At 56.4% G+C, this 14,560-nt stretch carries 10 protein-coding genes and 1 pseudogene; 8 read left to right on the plus strand and 3 right to left on the minus strand.

The genetic code is table 11. The features are described from left to right. Positions 1 to 57 precede the first annotated feature (57 nt). The 6 genes and pseudogenes from DW195_RS03585 (at position 58) to DW195_RS10660 (ending at position 7,161) form a co-directional block, all read left to right on the plus strand. Entirely contained in the window at positions 58 to 963 is a 906-nt protein-coding gene (locus tag DW195_RS03585) for a hypothetical protein (protein ID WP_117564927.1), read from the plus strand. Then, positions 960 to 2,804, plus strand: coding sequence for a hypothetical protein (locus DW195_RS03590; RefSeq protein ID WP_117736772.1), 1,845 nt, complete (start codon positions 960 to 962; stop codon positions 2,802 to 2,804). Before DW195_RS03585 ends, DW195_RS03590 begins: the two co-directional genes overlap by 4 nt. Before the next feature lie 3 nt (positions 2,805 to 2,807). Next, the gene (locus DW195_RS03595; protein WP_117584186.1) at positions 2,808 to 3,746 is read left to right on the plus strand and encodes an FHA domain-containing protein; all 939 of its coding nucleotides are present in this window, start codon (positions 2,808 to 2,810) and stop codon (positions 3,744 to 3,746) included. Positions 3,747 to 4,073: 327 nt separating this feature from the next. Continuing rightward, positions 4,074 to 4,340: pseudogene (locus DW195_RS10735) on the plus strand (methyltransferase); the annotation flags it as partial. 695 nt (positions 4,341 to 5,035) lie between these two features. Continuing rightward, positions 5,036 to 6,667 (plus strand): ABC transporter ATP-binding protein, encoded by a 1,632-nt coding sequence (locus DW195_RS03605; RefSeq protein ID WP_055310069.1) that lies wholly within the window; start codon positions 5,036 to 5,038, stop codon positions 6,665 to 6,667. A gap of 368 nt (positions 6,668 to 7,035) precedes the next feature. Beyond that, positions 7,036 to 7,161: a hypothetical protein gene (locus DW195_RS10660; protein ID WP_255413194.1), complete on the plus strand. Its 126-nt coding sequence runs from the start codon at positions 7,036 to 7,038 to the stop codon at positions 7,159 to 7,161. 390 nt (positions 7,162 to 7,551) lie between these two features. Here DW195_RS10660 and DW195_RS10330 read toward each other — a convergent pair whose 3' ends face one another. The 3 genes from DW195_RS10330 to DW195_RS03610 all read right to left on the minus strand — a co-directional run bounded on the left by DW195_RS10330 (position 7,552) and on the right by DW195_RS03610 (position 9,493). After that, entirely contained in the window at positions 7,552 to 7,731 is a 180-nt protein-coding gene (locus DW195_RS10330; protein WP_128620790.1) for a hypothetical protein, read from the minus strand. Positions 7,732 to 7,761: 30 nt separating this feature from the next. Next, positions 7,762 to 7,965: a hypothetical protein gene (locus DW195_RS10335; RefSeq protein ID WP_124785779.1), complete on the minus strand. Its 204-nt coding sequence runs from the start codon at positions 7,963 to 7,965 to the stop codon at positions 7,762 to 7,764. 169 nt (positions 7,966 to 8,134) lie between these two features. Further along, positions 8,135 to 9,493 carry a radical SAM/SPASM domain-containing protein gene (locus tag DW195_RS03610; protein ID WP_082421808.1) on the minus strand — a complete coding sequence of 453 codons (1,359 nt, stop codon included), beginning with the start codon at positions 9,491 to 9,493 and terminating at the stop codon, positions 8,135 to 8,137. A gap of 443 nt (positions 9,494 to 9,936) precedes the next feature. On the opposite strand from DW195_RS03610, the gene DW195_RS03615 reads away from it, so the two are divergent. Together DW195_RS03615 and nifJ are read left to right on the plus strand one after the other, a co-directional pair. Beyond that, a complete protein-coding gene (locus tag DW195_RS03615; protein WP_187361855.1) occupies positions 9,937 to 10,416 on the plus strand; it encodes an FHA domain-containing protein in 480 nt (159 codons plus the stop codon). Positions 10,417 to 10,893: 477 nt separating this feature from the next. Next, the gene (gene nifJ / locus DW195_RS03620) at positions 10,894 to 14,433 is read left to right on the plus strand and encodes a pyruvate:ferredoxin (flavodoxin) oxidoreductase (RefSeq protein ID WP_118205884.1); all 3,540 of its coding nucleotides are present in this window, start codon (positions 10,894 to 10,896) and stop codon (positions 14,431 to 14,433) included. The last annotated feature ends 127 nt before the right edge of the window (positions 14,434 to 14,560 follow it).

Below are 14,560 nucleotides of genomic sequence, written 5' to 3' on the forward strand. Positions count from 1 at the left end.
ATGGATTCGAATGAATGCGCCGCTCCCGAGCGGCGTGTTTTTGTTGGAGGAGAACGCATGCGGCCCGGTGGCACTCAGACAAAGCGCGGCGCCGCGGTGCGCATGCGACGCCGACTGGGCTTGGCGCCGCGGGCGTACGCACTGCTGTCTTGCTCGCTGGTGCTGGTCATAGCTGGCGTTTCTGCCTATGGCATGACCGTGCCGTCCATGATGCAGGCGCATGCCGCACGCGAACCGCGCGTGGGGCATGAGGTCAAAAGTGACCTGGGGACCACGACTGGATATGCTTGGGCAAGTGTGGTCGCGCATATTGTGTTTGGCACCGGCGACGCGGACGGCGCCGAGGCCCCGGACAACGAAGTCACGCTTGCCAATGGCAAAACCATCGTGCTCACCAACACCAAGATCATCGATCGGTTGTCCAACAATAGCGTGGCGGCAACGGTGAATAAGGTCGAGCAGCAGAAGGAGCAGGACGCCCAGCAGTCCGGAAAGCCCGGTAGCTCGGATACTTCTGGCTCCGGCTCGGATTCGTCGAGTTCGGGCGGTGGCTCTGGGTCGGGTTCCTCTGCCGGAGGGTCTGGAAACGGCGGCTCGACGGGCGGCAACACTGACAACGATGCAAACTCCGGTGGCCTTTCCGCTGCTGAGGAAGAGAGCATTCACAGCTGGCTTGTGACCAAGTACAACATGCTCGACGGCTATGTTTCTCGTGCCAATGACGTGGTCTCGACCTATAACTCTACGGGAGATCCCAGGCCGTGCGACAGCCTGGTCGGGGAGATGTTTGTCATTCGAGCCGAGTTCGGTCGTCAGACATTCTCGCCCCGGTCAAAGTGGTATCAGCAGTATGCCAATCTGTGGGGCTGTTACACCAACCTATGTCAATGGGTCGGCCATTACGGCGATGATGACGTCGCGCTCGGTAACTTCAACAATAACGTGGCGGCGCTTGCCCTATGATGACCGATCTTGCATCCACCACACCACAATCGCTCGGTCGCGATCCCATGGTCGGCCTGCGCCTGGCGCGTGTCGACGGGTTTGAGCCGGCCATTGCGCTCGGTCAGGACGAACTGCCTGCCTATCTGCGTCGTTTTACGATACTGTTTGCCGACGATGCCACCATGCGCCGTGGCGGTATCGGCCGCGTGACGCGTGCCGTCAACGCCCAAGGCGAGGCCGTGGCACTCAAGCAGCTCATCTTGCCAACGTGCGATGAGTTTGACGATGCCGCCGCCCATGAGGCGCTGGTCGCCAAGTTCAAAGCGGCGTTTCGCGAGGAATACGAATGCCATCGCGCCCTTTCGGGCCTTAAGGGCTTTCCCCGCCTCTATGGCTGGGGCGAGGTCGACGGTGTGCCTGCAATTGTCATGGAATGGGTCGAGGGCGAGACGCTCGCCCGCTTGCGCTCGCGCTTTGCCGTGGACGATGCCGGCCGCCTATCGCCGCTTGTGGCGGCGCGTCTGGGTCGCGACCTGTTCGATCTGCTCTGCCGTATGAGCCTGGTGGGCGAGGGCTTTGTCCATCGCGATATCTCGCCCGCTAATATTATGGTGCGTACGGCGCGTCTACCGCTTGACCGGCAGCTTGCCGAGGGCACCTTTGACCTGTGCCTGATCGACTTTGGCTCGTCGCTGGCGCTTGAGCCTGCGTCGGCCGTGGCCGGTACCGGCGGCAAGGCGTCGTTTACGGAGCGCTATGCCACGCTGCGTCGCGCGACGGTTGCCTATGCCCCGCCCGAGATGCTCACCGACGATATTCCCGACCTGCGCGCTTTGCGTATGTCGCCGGCGATCGACGTCTATGCCGCAGCAAGCACGGTTTACGAGCTCATTGCCGGCGCCGCGCCATACGAAGCCGCGCCGAGCACTTCGGGCACCTCGGGTTCGCGCAAAAAGACGCGCGACATCGCCAGCCCCTACCGTCTCAAGATGGACACGCTGCCCGACTATCCCATTGGTGCCCATGCGCCCGGTTGCGATTTGACTCAGCTGCTTCGTCGTGAGCCCGATGTGGCGCTCGCTGCGGCCGAGCAGGCCCAGCAGCTGGGGCTTGAGCCGGATTCCGAGGAGCTACGCGATGCGCTGGCGTTTGTCGATGCCCAGCTGTTCGACGTGGTGATGGCCTGTCTGTCCAGCCATCAAAAAGATCGTCCCGAGCCGGCGGCGGTCGAGGCGGCGCTCTCGGCGTTTTGTGACCACTATGCGCAAAATGTCGGTCGTTCGCTCCGCGGCGAGCCGCTCACGCCGTGCCCCATGGATGCGTCTGGCCGCGCGGTTCGTCGCGCGCTGATGGTCGGCGCGACGGTCGTCTGTGGCGTGGTTTGGGCTGTGGTCGTGGTTTCGGCCGCGCTGCTGGCGTCGGGCGCTCGCGTGACGGCGACTTTGGGATCGCTCGTGTGGTCTGGGTCGCTACCGGGTATTATTGCCGCACTGGCGTTGGCGCTGCCAGGCATAGCCGGCGTTGCCGCGGGGGCACTTGCGCGCGATCGGCGCTCGGGCTTCCTGCAGGGTGTGCTTGCGCTTTCTGCCTGCGAGGTTCCGGTGCTGGTTGTGGCTGCATGTAGCGTATTTTCCCAACGCGCCGTGATGGGCGGCCTTGTTGCCGCTCTGGTTGCAACCTATACGCTTACGTGGTTTTTGCTTGCGATGGGCTTTGCCTTTGAACTTCCCGTTTCGGCACCGCGACGCACAAAAGCCCAGATGGCGACTCCGCTTGCCGGTGGAGCCGCAGCTGTCCGTACTTTTGGCGGACCTGTCGAAGTATCGTCCGATTCTATTTCTACGACCAAGGAGGCCTAGGTCATGGCATCTCAAGTTGAGCTCACCCCATGCGGGGCCATGTTTGACATCTTTAAGCGCGCAGCGCATCTGAGCCATATCGAGCTGTGCGGCTTGGTGCTTTCGTCCCGTCCGCTCGCCGACGGCCGCAGCCCGCAGAGCCGAGCCGCCGATCGCTCTTGGGTTTCCCGCTTTATCGTTCGCGCGCCGGTCGGCACGCTTCAGCAGCGCTACTTTGCCGAATACGGTACCTCGGCTGCGCGTATTATGTCGCAACTGGCCCTGCGCCAGCGCAACCCCATGGACTCCACGGCTGTAATCAATATGGTGTGCGGTCCTGCAGGTGAACCGATGGTACGCGCGCTCGAAGAGTGCCACCAGGACACGAATCTCTATCGCAACGCGCTCGATCGCCTGTCCCAGGCGGCGGAACTCATGCCCGCCGAGCGCGCCGAGGTCGTGCTGGTGCTGTTTGTCGCCGTCGGTTGTTCGGCGGATGTGCGGTCCTCGGTGAACTATGCCATCGACTACGCGAACGCGACCTGCGGCGGAGGCACATCCACGCCGCGTTCGCTTGGCATGTCGCTGACTGCGGGCGAACGCGAACCCGCCCCGGCGCACCCTTTGGGCTTGCTGCGCGTGCAAAACAGTTTTGTCGTGAGCGCCCCGCGCTGGATTCAGCCGAGTGAGCAGGGTGTTGAGATTGGCGCGCTGGCCACTGGTGAGGGCGATATTACCGACGTCGGCGACGATGTCTCGGCCCGCCATGCCCATATCTGGTGCGATGCTCAAAATATCTGGCACGTCGAGGACTTATCGTCCACCAACGGAACCGTGGTGGTAAACGGGGCCACGCGCGTTTGCATTCAGGTCGAGCCCGGCCGTTCCGCCCAGCTCAATCCCGGCGACGAGCTCAAGCTCGGCGAATCCACTACCTATGCCATCCTCTTCGGTGCCCTCTAGCCGGCAGTTAAGGACGTTCCTTTTCTGCCGGCACTTGGGGACACTCCTCGGCGCGCCAGAGCCGGTCGCCTGGGGATGGAGAGGCCATTTTGGCCCTTGGCGGTCAGTCGGGGCGAAACTAGAAGATCTTTCCGATTCGCGGCTGTTCATGCTTGTAGAGCATCTAAAACAATAGGATGTTATTCTGGAATATGCCGGGTGCGTGAACTTGCCTGTCTTAGCCTTAATAAGGTATAGGGGAGTTTGGCTCAGGGGTTCCGTGTTGTTCTTCAGCGCAGTATTGTGGGACAGATTTGCTGAGATTGGCGCCTTACACCGCAGAGCGCACGGAAGGCTCTCGATTTGTGTTCTGGCCCCAGAATACAGGGCCTGATACTTACCAACTGTGGCATGGATGTAACATCTGTAGAAATCAACCCTTTTGTTGTCGACCTTTGTAAGAAAAACACTGCCATCAACTCTTTGGATGACGAAACTAGGGTGCTTGAGGGGAGCCTTTACTCCCCTCTGAGAGATGACTCATGTTTTTCGCTTGTCGTTGTGAATCCTCCGTTACTGCCGATTCCGGATGAGATTCCTTATCCCTTCGTTTGAGATGGAGGACAATCGGGTCTGGATAAAACACTTCGTATTCTTAAGGGTGGCGATACGCATTTAGAGAAAAACGGTAAATACTGCTAATAGGGGTGACGACGATGGTGCGGGGGCGACCCGCGATGCTCTCATCAATACGTCGGATACTTGGGAAATCAGGTCTAGATGCATGTATGATGATGCTGTGTGGCTATTCAATTAATCCGCGTTCCGAATGGGTGCAGGGTATAGCTGCGACATCGTATGCTTTTGACCCGGCGCGATACTCAGATATTTCTGAGGCGGTTGACGAAGTTTATACGCACTATGCCGCGCAAGGCGTTTCGGAAGTTTGCACATCTACGTTACGGGCTTAGGTTTCTTCAAGCGAGCAGGCCGGTTGCGTTATTTCGAGCGATTTTTCTAGTCTAGACGACAAAAGGCAAAGGATTTGATGGGTATAAAACGCGGACGTTTGTGGGCGGATGCTCAAATCTATTGTGGCAATCGGGCGGTTGAAAAAGATATTTCAACCGCCCGATTGCCAGGTTCGTCGGAGGAGATGTCCGATTCCGACTCTCTTGTAGGAAGAGCTTGAGATCGTATTGGCCCAAGGCAATCTTAAAGCAGTCTCATTGGCAAATCTTCGCTCCTGTTGTGTTGAGGTGTAAGGTATCAGTGATTGATGTTTTGTGGCGGGTAGATTGGGGCCTTCCTTGATTCGATGCGTTCTCTCGAGGTTCATCAGAGCAAAAGGGGCTTTCGTCTTCATTGCTATCACGGTGATTGGAACCGCTCTCTCCTATGCCATGCCATACGTGAACGGGAAATTCTTAGATTTTCTTCTCGGTAACCGCAGCGAAAGAGACGCCGTACTCTTCGCGCTCCTGGTTGCGTCAATAGGAGTTTTCTCCACCCTCTTTACTTATTTTGCAGGAACACTTTCCATTCGCATAACCACGAGACTTTCCTTTGATCTTCTCAGGGAGGCCGTCTTGCGTTTTGAAAGAGACGATTACTTGGTGAGTCGGACCATCGATCCAGCCTATACAACGCAACGGATTATTTCCGACTCTAGCGTGGTCTCATCCTTCGTTTTGGCGAATTTTATCAGTGCGCCGCTGTCCATTGTAGCCATTCCCATCGTATTGCTTATCATATGGTCAATTGATTCAACTCTCGCGGTGTTTTCCATCATTCTCCTCATCGTGTATTTCTGTGTAATTACTGGGTTGAGGAAACTTTTGTATAGGGTCACGTATGAGAAGAAAGAGGCGGACAGCGCCTTTTACGCCGCAATTGCATCGCAGCTTAATCAGATTCTCAACATTCAACTGACATCTTCGTACGGCAAGAGCGAACAAGCGCTCGACGCTGGGTTTAAGAGCTATTTTCCCAAAGTTTTGCGCTCCGGAAAGCTATCATATTCTCTGACATCGCTCGATGGTCTTTTCGCAGCGTTGTTTCAAGCGGTGATACTTGTTGTTTCCGGAGTACGAATCATTAACGGAACTATGTCAATAGGCGAGTACACTATCATCGGTACATACTTCGCGGTTCTCTTTAAGACTTTGAAAAGTATGATGTCATTGTTCAAATCCTATCAAGATGCCAAAGCATCATGGGATAGGACGGCTATCGCGACGAGAGAAAAGGAGAGATCGGGGTGGAATCGGACCGATTTAGCTAAACTCGATGAAATAAATGACATTTCGGTATCTGATTTGGAATTCTCGGTTGCCCTTCCAGACGGATCTGTCCGAGAGGTCCTCGGCGGGTTTTCTTTCAAGTTTTCCGGTCCTGGTACATATTGCATAGTTGGGGAAAACGGAAGAGGCAAGACGTCACTTCTTTACTTGATGCTCGGGCTATACTCATCGAAAGGCAAAGTAAAATACAACGGCGTGCCAATCGAAGAATGCGACTTGGATTACATACGTGCGAGAGAGATATCGTGCTGCCCACAGTCGTGCTTCGCGCCGGACGAAACGGTGAAAGAGCTGTTAGAGTATTTCGACACGCCCTTTTCTTCCTATCACCGGGGTGTAGATGGCCTACTTTCGCTGGAAAACAGCGTGAAGGAGTTGCTCGGGAAACGTTGCTCCGCGCTTTCGGGCGGTGAGCTGCGCCGAGTGTACTTATGGTCGGCGATTTCACGCAAGTCGTCAGTTTTGGTACTCGACGAGCCCACGACTGGGTTAGACGCTGTAAGCCGCGCCGAGCTTGCGGCCTATGTTAAGCGCAACAAGCAAAGCCAGCTGATCATCATTGTCTCTCACGATGACGAGATGGTCGGCGCGGTAGAAGGGGTAGTGGATTTAGGCAGCATGTACCGGGGTAAATGCTGACAAGTGTAGTGCTACCCAACTGACAGAGATAACAAAAAAGCGATGCAGATGCACGTAGCATTCAGTCGGTTCGGACTCGGTGCCTTCACGCCATCGCAACGCTTTCAGATATAGTTCTCATTCTCTTACTAAAGGAAACTTTAGTCTACGTTGTCTTGTCGAGACAGAGGTGAAGCGAAGTGTTGTCGCGACGTATCTTATTCCAGGTGGCTCAGTATCATCGTGAGAATCACACCAAAGTGTACTTACAATTCTCGTGTCCCACGGACAACATGAGCTGAGCATTGAGGTTCCACCCTTTGCTGCAACTACACGGGGTTGGACGGCAATGAATATGCCGGGCCGCATGCCACGCGCAGCGGGGGTCCATGCCCCAGTATGTTGCCTACAGCAGCCTCGATGTCCACGCACACATCATCTCTGCCTTCGTGTTCAATCCGTTTGCCGGAGAGTGCGAGGGTTACAAGGCCGTAGAATACGAGCCGAACAAATGAAATGCGGTATCGACGCATAGGATTAAACTGACGATTGCTTTGCACCGAAAATACGCCCGGAAAGCCGCTATGGGTGGCGGCCCGGGTTAAATTGAGAGGCCCGTCCGATCACTTTCATGTGACGAACGGTCGGGCTTCTTATTCCACTTGCCAATGCTCGGCTCATATTGGAAGAAAGCTACGCTAATGTTTGCGTGATACTCCTATTTTTTCCGAAGAAAGAATCGGATAATGAAGAATAACAATAAAAAAGGTGCCAGATATAAAGCAAGTACAAAGGTTAATCCAACGAGACCTTGCAATAATGGCATAACTCCTCCCAGACACGAGATTTTGGTATTTGTCCCCATCTTATTTTGAATTGGACCAAATAGTTCCTAGACACAAAAACTACTCGTCAACTGGATCGCACCAATCTGCTGGCAAAACACAGCTTGATTCTTTATCGACATAGCACCAATCCGCAACAGGGCACTCGGCGATGTCGTAAAAATTGCATATATCAACTCCAAGACAACAAGGCTCAACGGGAGTATGTTCATTTGAACCAACAGGATGGATATGCTTCATAACAGCTCCTCACCTTAATCCAATTAGAGACTACGTTTGATCAATGCCACAGTGATCTACAACGCAGATGCTGCCGCCATCCATGTCATAGTCGCAGTAATCGTATGCACCACAGCCATCTGCTTTATCATAAACAGTACAGATGTCAGTAATGCCCAAGAGGCAGTCAAAAGACATCGGCTTCACGCCTGCCTCGTCGCCACTTCCTGGATTAATCGGATGAATATGCTTCACGACTACCTCCCTTTGAGTGCAGAAAAACCTCAATATTGTGTATAACAAACCAAGATGTCTAGTTCACCATATTTCTAGAATGGTTTCGGCGAACGTAGCAATAAGCTTCGCAGACGGTAATCAGAAGAACGAACACCTCCACAATGGTGACAGCAATGCGCTGAACCGCTTATTCCGATACAGTAGCTTCTCGTTGATTTTTCTCCTGCGAAGATGAGTGGCGGGAAATAAGGTCAAAAGCCATCTCGTAGCACATTTTTCTATATTCACATGATGCAGGGTGTAGACTCTTGGGCAAGTAGCCGTGCTCGTCTGCAGCCTCCCAGCTACAGCCCCCACCACAGAAAGACCGAGCCCAACAGTCCGTACAGTCAATTCTTTTTTCGACACCCTGACTCCAGTTTTCAATATACCTAGTTTCGTCAATTCCGGTGACGATGTTGCCCATTTTGAATCGCATCATCCCGACAAACCTGTGACAGGGGTATACGTCCCCTTCGGGAGTCACGGAAATAAAACGCCTGCCAGCCCCGCATCCGACAAAGGCGATCCTGTTGCTCATAATCAAATCAACTGCAGTTTTCAATGTTCTAAACAAGGGCTTTTCCCCTTGATCAATCTGTTTGAGATATTGATCCGCCAAATCTATTAGGCCCGCCCTGATTTTGTTTAATGAGTGTTCGTCGAGTTTGATATTCTCATCGAATGAGCTCACGGGCGAGAAGTAAATCCTTCTGAAGCCCATCTCTTTAAACTGAAGATAGTCTTCAACAAGGTTACAGTTATTATTTGTTAAGGTCGCTCTTGCGCCGAAGGGGAACGACTCGGAAAAACGACGAACGTTTTTGTCGATATCGGAGAAAGAGCCGCCTCCCGTCTTGTACGGGCGCGATGCATCGTGCTTGCATCCTGTACCATCGAGACTAATCAGAACAGAAAACCCGTGCTCCTTGAAAGAATTCACAGCAGTGTCATTCAAAAGCGTTCCGTTGGTCGTAATAGAATAGGTAAAGTTTCTATTGGGGTATATTCTTTTTGAATAGTCGACCGTTTTCCATATCAGCGGCTCGTTAATCATGGGTTCCCCACCAAAAAAGACGATTGCAAGCGTTTCGTTTTCCGATGAACTTGCGACGAGGTAGTCGACCGCCTTGAAGGCTATCTCGTCTGTCATCAGCAGAGGAGACGTTCCATAATCTCCTTTACCGGCAAAACAGTAACTACAACCAAGGTTGCATGCATGTGAAACGTGGAGTTCGATGGATCTAAGTTTTCGAGGCGTGTCTTTTGTTAAGAAAGTCCGCTCAGACAATCGTTGATACTCATCAATGTCGTCTTCAAGTTCTGCTATGGTCGTTTGGTCGTAGCCTTTCGCAGCAAGTGACTTTGTTAGCAACTTCGAGTTGACCGTTCTTCCCGATGCTTCAAATATGCGAAGCGCATCTTCTGATGCTTGGTCAACCTGAAAGCAATTGCGAGTGACCTCATCGAAGCAGTAACGACGATCACTTACTGAGAAAAAATGCATACGTTCCTCAATTTCATGCTGGACTGGCACTAACCTTGTTTATTGTTACGCAGCTATAAAAAACCACCAGCGGGGATTCGGTGTGCGGCCCAATCGGACTCCCAAAAGGTTCTATTTGAGACTGGCAAGCTTTGTGTTGTTGGCACTTCGACAGCGCTCTTTATTCCAACATGGAGCCTCGCAGTTTGAGTCGACTTGCCTCTGGAAGGTCCGATCTCAACTTGATTTAGGATGAAAACAGATTACAGGCGCGCTCCTCTAGAAAGAAAGGAAACCAATCGCCGCCTTTCACCAGGAAAGTTTTTATAGCCCACCTCGAGCAAAATGAAAGATGCGAGAGCGATTGGGGAACAACGCGAATCTCCCCTTTTGGGTGGGAGCGAGCCTTCAGCCACCGGCGAACGACTCGCCCTGGTCAGAATCTGGAAGTGGTGCCGGGCCGCTTGGGCCTCCCCGGTGACTTCGTGGGGCTTACCTGCCTGACGTCGAGGAGTACATCCGCAAGATTCGTTCCCTATGCCGTTTGCTCTCACGCCCGCCTTGGTTCCAAGTCGGGCGAGCACGAGGTCGCGCCGGCGCATCCGCTGGGACTGCTGCGCGTGCAAAACGGCTACGCGGTGAGCGTCCCGCGCTGGATTCAGCCGAGTGAGGAAGGCGTCGAGATCGGCGCGCTGGCAACGGGGGAGGGCGGCATCACCGATGTGGGCGATGACGTTTCGGCTCGCCATGCCCACGTGTGGTGCGATGACCAAAATGTCTGGTACGTTGAGGACCTGTCGTCCACCAACGGAACCGTGGTGGTAAACGACGCGACGAACGTCTGCACCCAGGTCGAGCCCGGCCGCTCCGCCCAGCTCAACCCCGGTGACGAGCTCAAGCTCGGAGAATCCACAACCTACGCCATCCTCCTCGGCGCCCTCTGACTCATCTCCTAAATAAGTTGCGGTGAAATAGGGGCTGTTTAAGGCTACGGCCGGCAAAAACAGTTCCTATTTCACCGCAGCTGCCATTTGGTCCCTCGGTGACGGAAGGATCAATTTTGCCCTTGATGGTCACCCAAGGTAAACCTTTACCGCCCGCCTATATTTGCCGAAATTACACTTGACGGCGGGGTACAATAAACCCGCATGCGGATTTCCGTTGCGGGCGCTTCCCATCGCCGGGGCGTGCCCGGGAGCATCCGGCATGCGGCCTTTGCGGCGCTCGGTCATGTGCAAGACGGGTAGCTGGGCTTGTGGAGCGCGTGCAGCCCTCCTCGCCTCGGCATGCCTTCTCTCCACGCCATGTACCTGCTGCTGAGCCTGCCTGCCAGATGATTGGAAGCAACAGCGAAAATCCCATCACGCCAACATCCCGGCGATCGCCGGGGCCTGTATACCTATATGAGAGGAGAGGGGTATATGGCGCGTAAGTTTAAGTCTATGGACGGCAACGAGGCGGCCGCATATGTTTCGTATGCGTACACCGAGGTAGCGGGAATCTATCCCATTACGCCGTCCAGCCCGATGGCCGACCATGTCGACCAGTGGGCGGCCCAGGGTCGCAAGAATATCTTCGGCACCCCGGTCAAGGTCGTCGAGATGGAGTCCGAGGCAGGTGCAGCCGGTACCGTTCACGGTTCGCTGGGCGCCGGTGCTCTGACCACCACCTACACGGCTTCTCAGGGTCTGCTCCTGATGATCCCGAACATGTACAAGATCGCGGGCGAGCAGCTCCCGGGCGTCTTCCACGTCTCCGCGCGTTGCGTCGCTTCCCACGCCCTGAACATCTTTGGCGATCACTCCGACGTCATGGCCTGCCGCCAGACCGGTTTCGCCATGCTCGCCGAGGGCAACGTCCAGGAGGTCATGGACCTCTCGCCGGTGGCTCACCTTGCCGCCATCGAGGGTAAGACCCCGTTCCTTAACTTCTTCGACGGCTTCCGCACCAGCCACGAGATCCAGAAGGTCGCCATGTGGGACTACAAGGATCTGGCCGAGATGTGCGACATGGACGCCGTCCAGGCTTTCCGCGACCACGCGCTCAACCCTGAGCACCCGCACACCCGCGGCAGCCATGAGAACGGCGATATCTTCTTCCAGAACCGTGAGGCCTGCAACAAGGTCTACGACGAGCTTCCCGCCGTCGTCGAGGGCTACATGAAGAAGATCAACGAGAAGCTCGGCACCGATTACGGCCTGTTCAACTACTACGGCGCTCCCGATGCCGACCGCGTCGTCGTGTGCATGGGCTCCTTCTGCGACGTGCTCGAGGAAGTCATCGACTACCTCAACGCTCACGGCGAGAAGGTCGGCCTGGTCAAGGTTCGCCTGTTCCGTCCGTTCTCCATCAAGCACTTTGTCGACGTTCTCCCCGAGACCGTCCAGAAGATTGCCGTCATGGACCGCACCAAGGAGCCGGGTTCCATCGGCGAGCCGCTCTACCAGGACGTCGTCTCCGCTCTCTACGAGGCTGGCAAGACGGGCATCAAGGTCGTCGGCGGCCGTTACGGCCTGGGCAGCAAGGACACGCCTCCCGCGTCCGCGTTCGCTGTCTTCGAGGAGCTCAAGAAGGACGAGCCCAAGCGCGAGTTCACCATCGGCATTGTCGATGACGTGACCAACCTGAGCCTGCCCGAGGCCGAGGATGCGCCCAACACCGCAGCCCCCGGCACCATTGAGTGCAAGTTCTGGGGTCTGGGTGGCGACGGTACCGTCGGCGCCAACAAGAACTCGATCAAGATCATCGGCGACCACACCGACAAGTACGTCCAGGCCTACTTCCAGTATGACTCCAAGAAGACCGGCGGCGTCACCGTCTCGCACCTGCGCTTTGGTGATTCCCCGATCCGTTCGCCGTACTACGTGACCAAGGCCGACTTTGTCGCCTGCCACAACCCCAGCTACATCGTCAAGGGCTTCAAGATGGTCCGCGACGTCAAGCCGGGCGGAACCTTCCTGGTCAACTGCCAGTGGAGCGACGAGGAGTTCGCCGAGCACATGCCCGCCGTGGCCAAGCGCTACATCGCGAACAACAACGTCAACGTCTACCTGATCGACGCTATCGACCTGGCCGCTAAGGTCGGCATGGGCAAGCGCACCAACACGGTGCTCCAGTCCGCCTTCTTCGCGCTGGCCAAGGTCCTGCCCGCCGAGGACGCCCTGCAGTACATGAAGGACGCGGCTACCAAGTCCTACATGAAGAAGGGCCAGGCTATCGTCGACGCCAACCACAAGGCCATCGATGCCGGCGCTACCGCCTTCCGTAAGTTCGAGGTTCCGGCCGACTGGGCTACCGCCGAGGACGCCGCTCCCGTCGAGCTCTCCGAGGAGACCAAGTCCGCTATCGCCCGGCAGGTCAAGAACCTGCTCGAGCCCATCGATCGCATGGACGGCGACAGCCTGCCTGTTTCCGCCTTTGTCGATTGCGCCGACGGCCAGTTTGAGCTGGGCGCCTCCGCATACGAGAAGCGCGGCGTCGCCGTGGTCGTTCCCCACTGGGACGAGACCAAGTGCATCCAGTGCAACCAGTGCGCCTACGTGTGCCCGCATGCCACCATCCGTCCGTTCGCGATGACCGAGGACGAGGCTGCCGCCGCGCCCGAGGCTACCCGCACGCTCGACGCCATGGGCCCCAAGGCCAAGGGCATGAAGTTCACCATGGCCGTGTCCCCGCTCGACTGCATGGGCTGCACCAACTGCGTCAAGGTCTGCCCCAAGGGTGCCCTCGAGATGGTTCCCACCGAGCAGGAGATGGACCAGCAGCCCGTTTGGGACTACATGGTCGAGAACGTCTCCGAGAAGAAGGAGCTCATCGCGGCCAACGTTAAGGGCAGCCAGTTTAAGCAGCCCTACCTGGAGTTCTCTGGCTCCTGCGCCGGCTGTGCCGAGACCGCCTATGCACGTCTGGTGACCCAGGTCGCCGGCGACCGCATGTTCATCTCCAACGCCACCGGCTGCTCCTCCATTTGGGGCAACCCCGCTGCCACCGCTCCTTACTGCAAGGACAAGGACGGTCACGGCCCGGCGTGGAACAACTCCCTGTTCGAGGACAATGCCGAGCACGGTCTGGGCATGGCCGTGGGCTATGAGGCTGTTCAGCACAAGCTGATTGCCGCCACCCAGGAGATCATCGCCGCCGATGGTCCGTCCGACGAGCTCAAGGCTGCCGGCCAGGCTTGGATTGACTCTGTCAACGACGCCGAGGCCTCCAAGACCGCTGCCGCTGCCTACGTTGCCGAGCTCGAGAAGTGCGGCTGCGAGGCTTCCAAGGCAATCCTCGCCGACAAGGCTTACCTCACCAAGAAGTCCTTCTGGATCTTCGGCGGCGACGGTTGGGCCTACGACATCGGCTTCGGTGGCCTGGATCACGTCCTGGCTTCCGGCCACAATGTCAACGTCTTTGTCTTCGACACCGAGGTTTACTCCAACACCGGCGGTCAGGCCTCCAAGGCCTCGAACCTGGGCCAGGTTGCTCAGTTCGCCGCTGCCGGTAAGGTGACCAAGAAGAAGTCCCTGGCCGAGATTGCCATGAGCTACGGCTACGTCTACGTGGCGCAGGTCGCCATGGGCGCCAACCCGGCTCAGACCCTCAAGGCCATCCACGAGGCCGAGGCCTACGACGGCCCGTCCCTCATCATCGGCTACAGCCCCTGCGAGATGCACTCCATCAAGAAGGGCGGCATGCAGAACTGCCAGGCCGAGATGAAGAAGGCTGTCGAGTGCGGTTACTGGAACCTCTTCCGCTTCAACCCCGAGGCTGCTGCCGGCAAGAAGTTCTCGCTCGATTCCAAGGAGCCCGCGGGCGGTTATCAGGAGTTCCTGATGAACGAGGCCCGTTACGCTTCGCTGACGCGTTCCTTCCCCGAGCGCGCCGAGGAGCTCTTCAAGGAGAACGAGCAGGCCGCTATGGATCGCTACGCTCACCTGCTGAAGCTCAAGACGGTGTACAACGAGGCTTAGGTCTCCCACCGCAGGATCTGAGGGCTGACCTTCGCGGACGTCCTCGGACATGAAAGAACCCCCGCTGCGCACTACGTGAACTGCCTCCCATTTCTTGGACACAAGAATGGGAGGCTTTTTTATGGCT

It is taken from the genome of Collinsella sp. AM17-1, assembly GCF_003470665.1.
Taxonomy (GTDB): domain Bacteria; phylum Actinomycetota; class Coriobacteriia; order Coriobacteriales; family Coriobacteriaceae; genus Collinsella.

What these genes read in the sequence shown, in the direction of transcription:
- DW195_RS03585 (WP_117564927.1), top strand. Translation starts at nt 58, where the DNA reads ATGCGGCCCGGTGGCACTCAGACAAAGCGCGGCGCCGCGGTGCGCATG.
- DW195_RS03590 (WP_117736772.1), top strand. Translation starts at nt 960, where the DNA reads ATGATGACCGATCTTGCATCCACCACACCACAATCGCTCGGTCGCGAT.
- DW195_RS03595 (WP_117584186.1), top strand. Translation starts at nt 2,808, where the DNA reads ATGGCATCTCAAGTTGAGCTCACCCCATGCGGGGCCATGTTTGACATC.
- DW195_RS10660 (WP_255413194.1), top strand. Translation starts at nt 7,036, where the DNA reads ATGCCCCAGTATGTTGCCTACAGCAGCCTCGATGTCCACGCACACATC.
- DW195_RS10330 (WP_128620790.1), bottom strand. Translation starts at nt 7,731, where the DNA reads ATGAAGCATATCCATCCTGTTGGTTCAAATGAACATACTCCCGTTGAG.
- DW195_RS03610 (WP_082421808.1), bottom strand. Translation starts at nt 9,493, where the DNA reads ATGCATTTTTTCTCAGTAAGTGATCGTCGTTACTGCTTCGATGAGGTC.
- nifJ (WP_118205884.1), top strand. Translation starts at nt 10,894, where the DNA reads ATGGCGCGTAAGTTTAAGTCTATGGACGGCAACGAGGCGGCCGCATAT.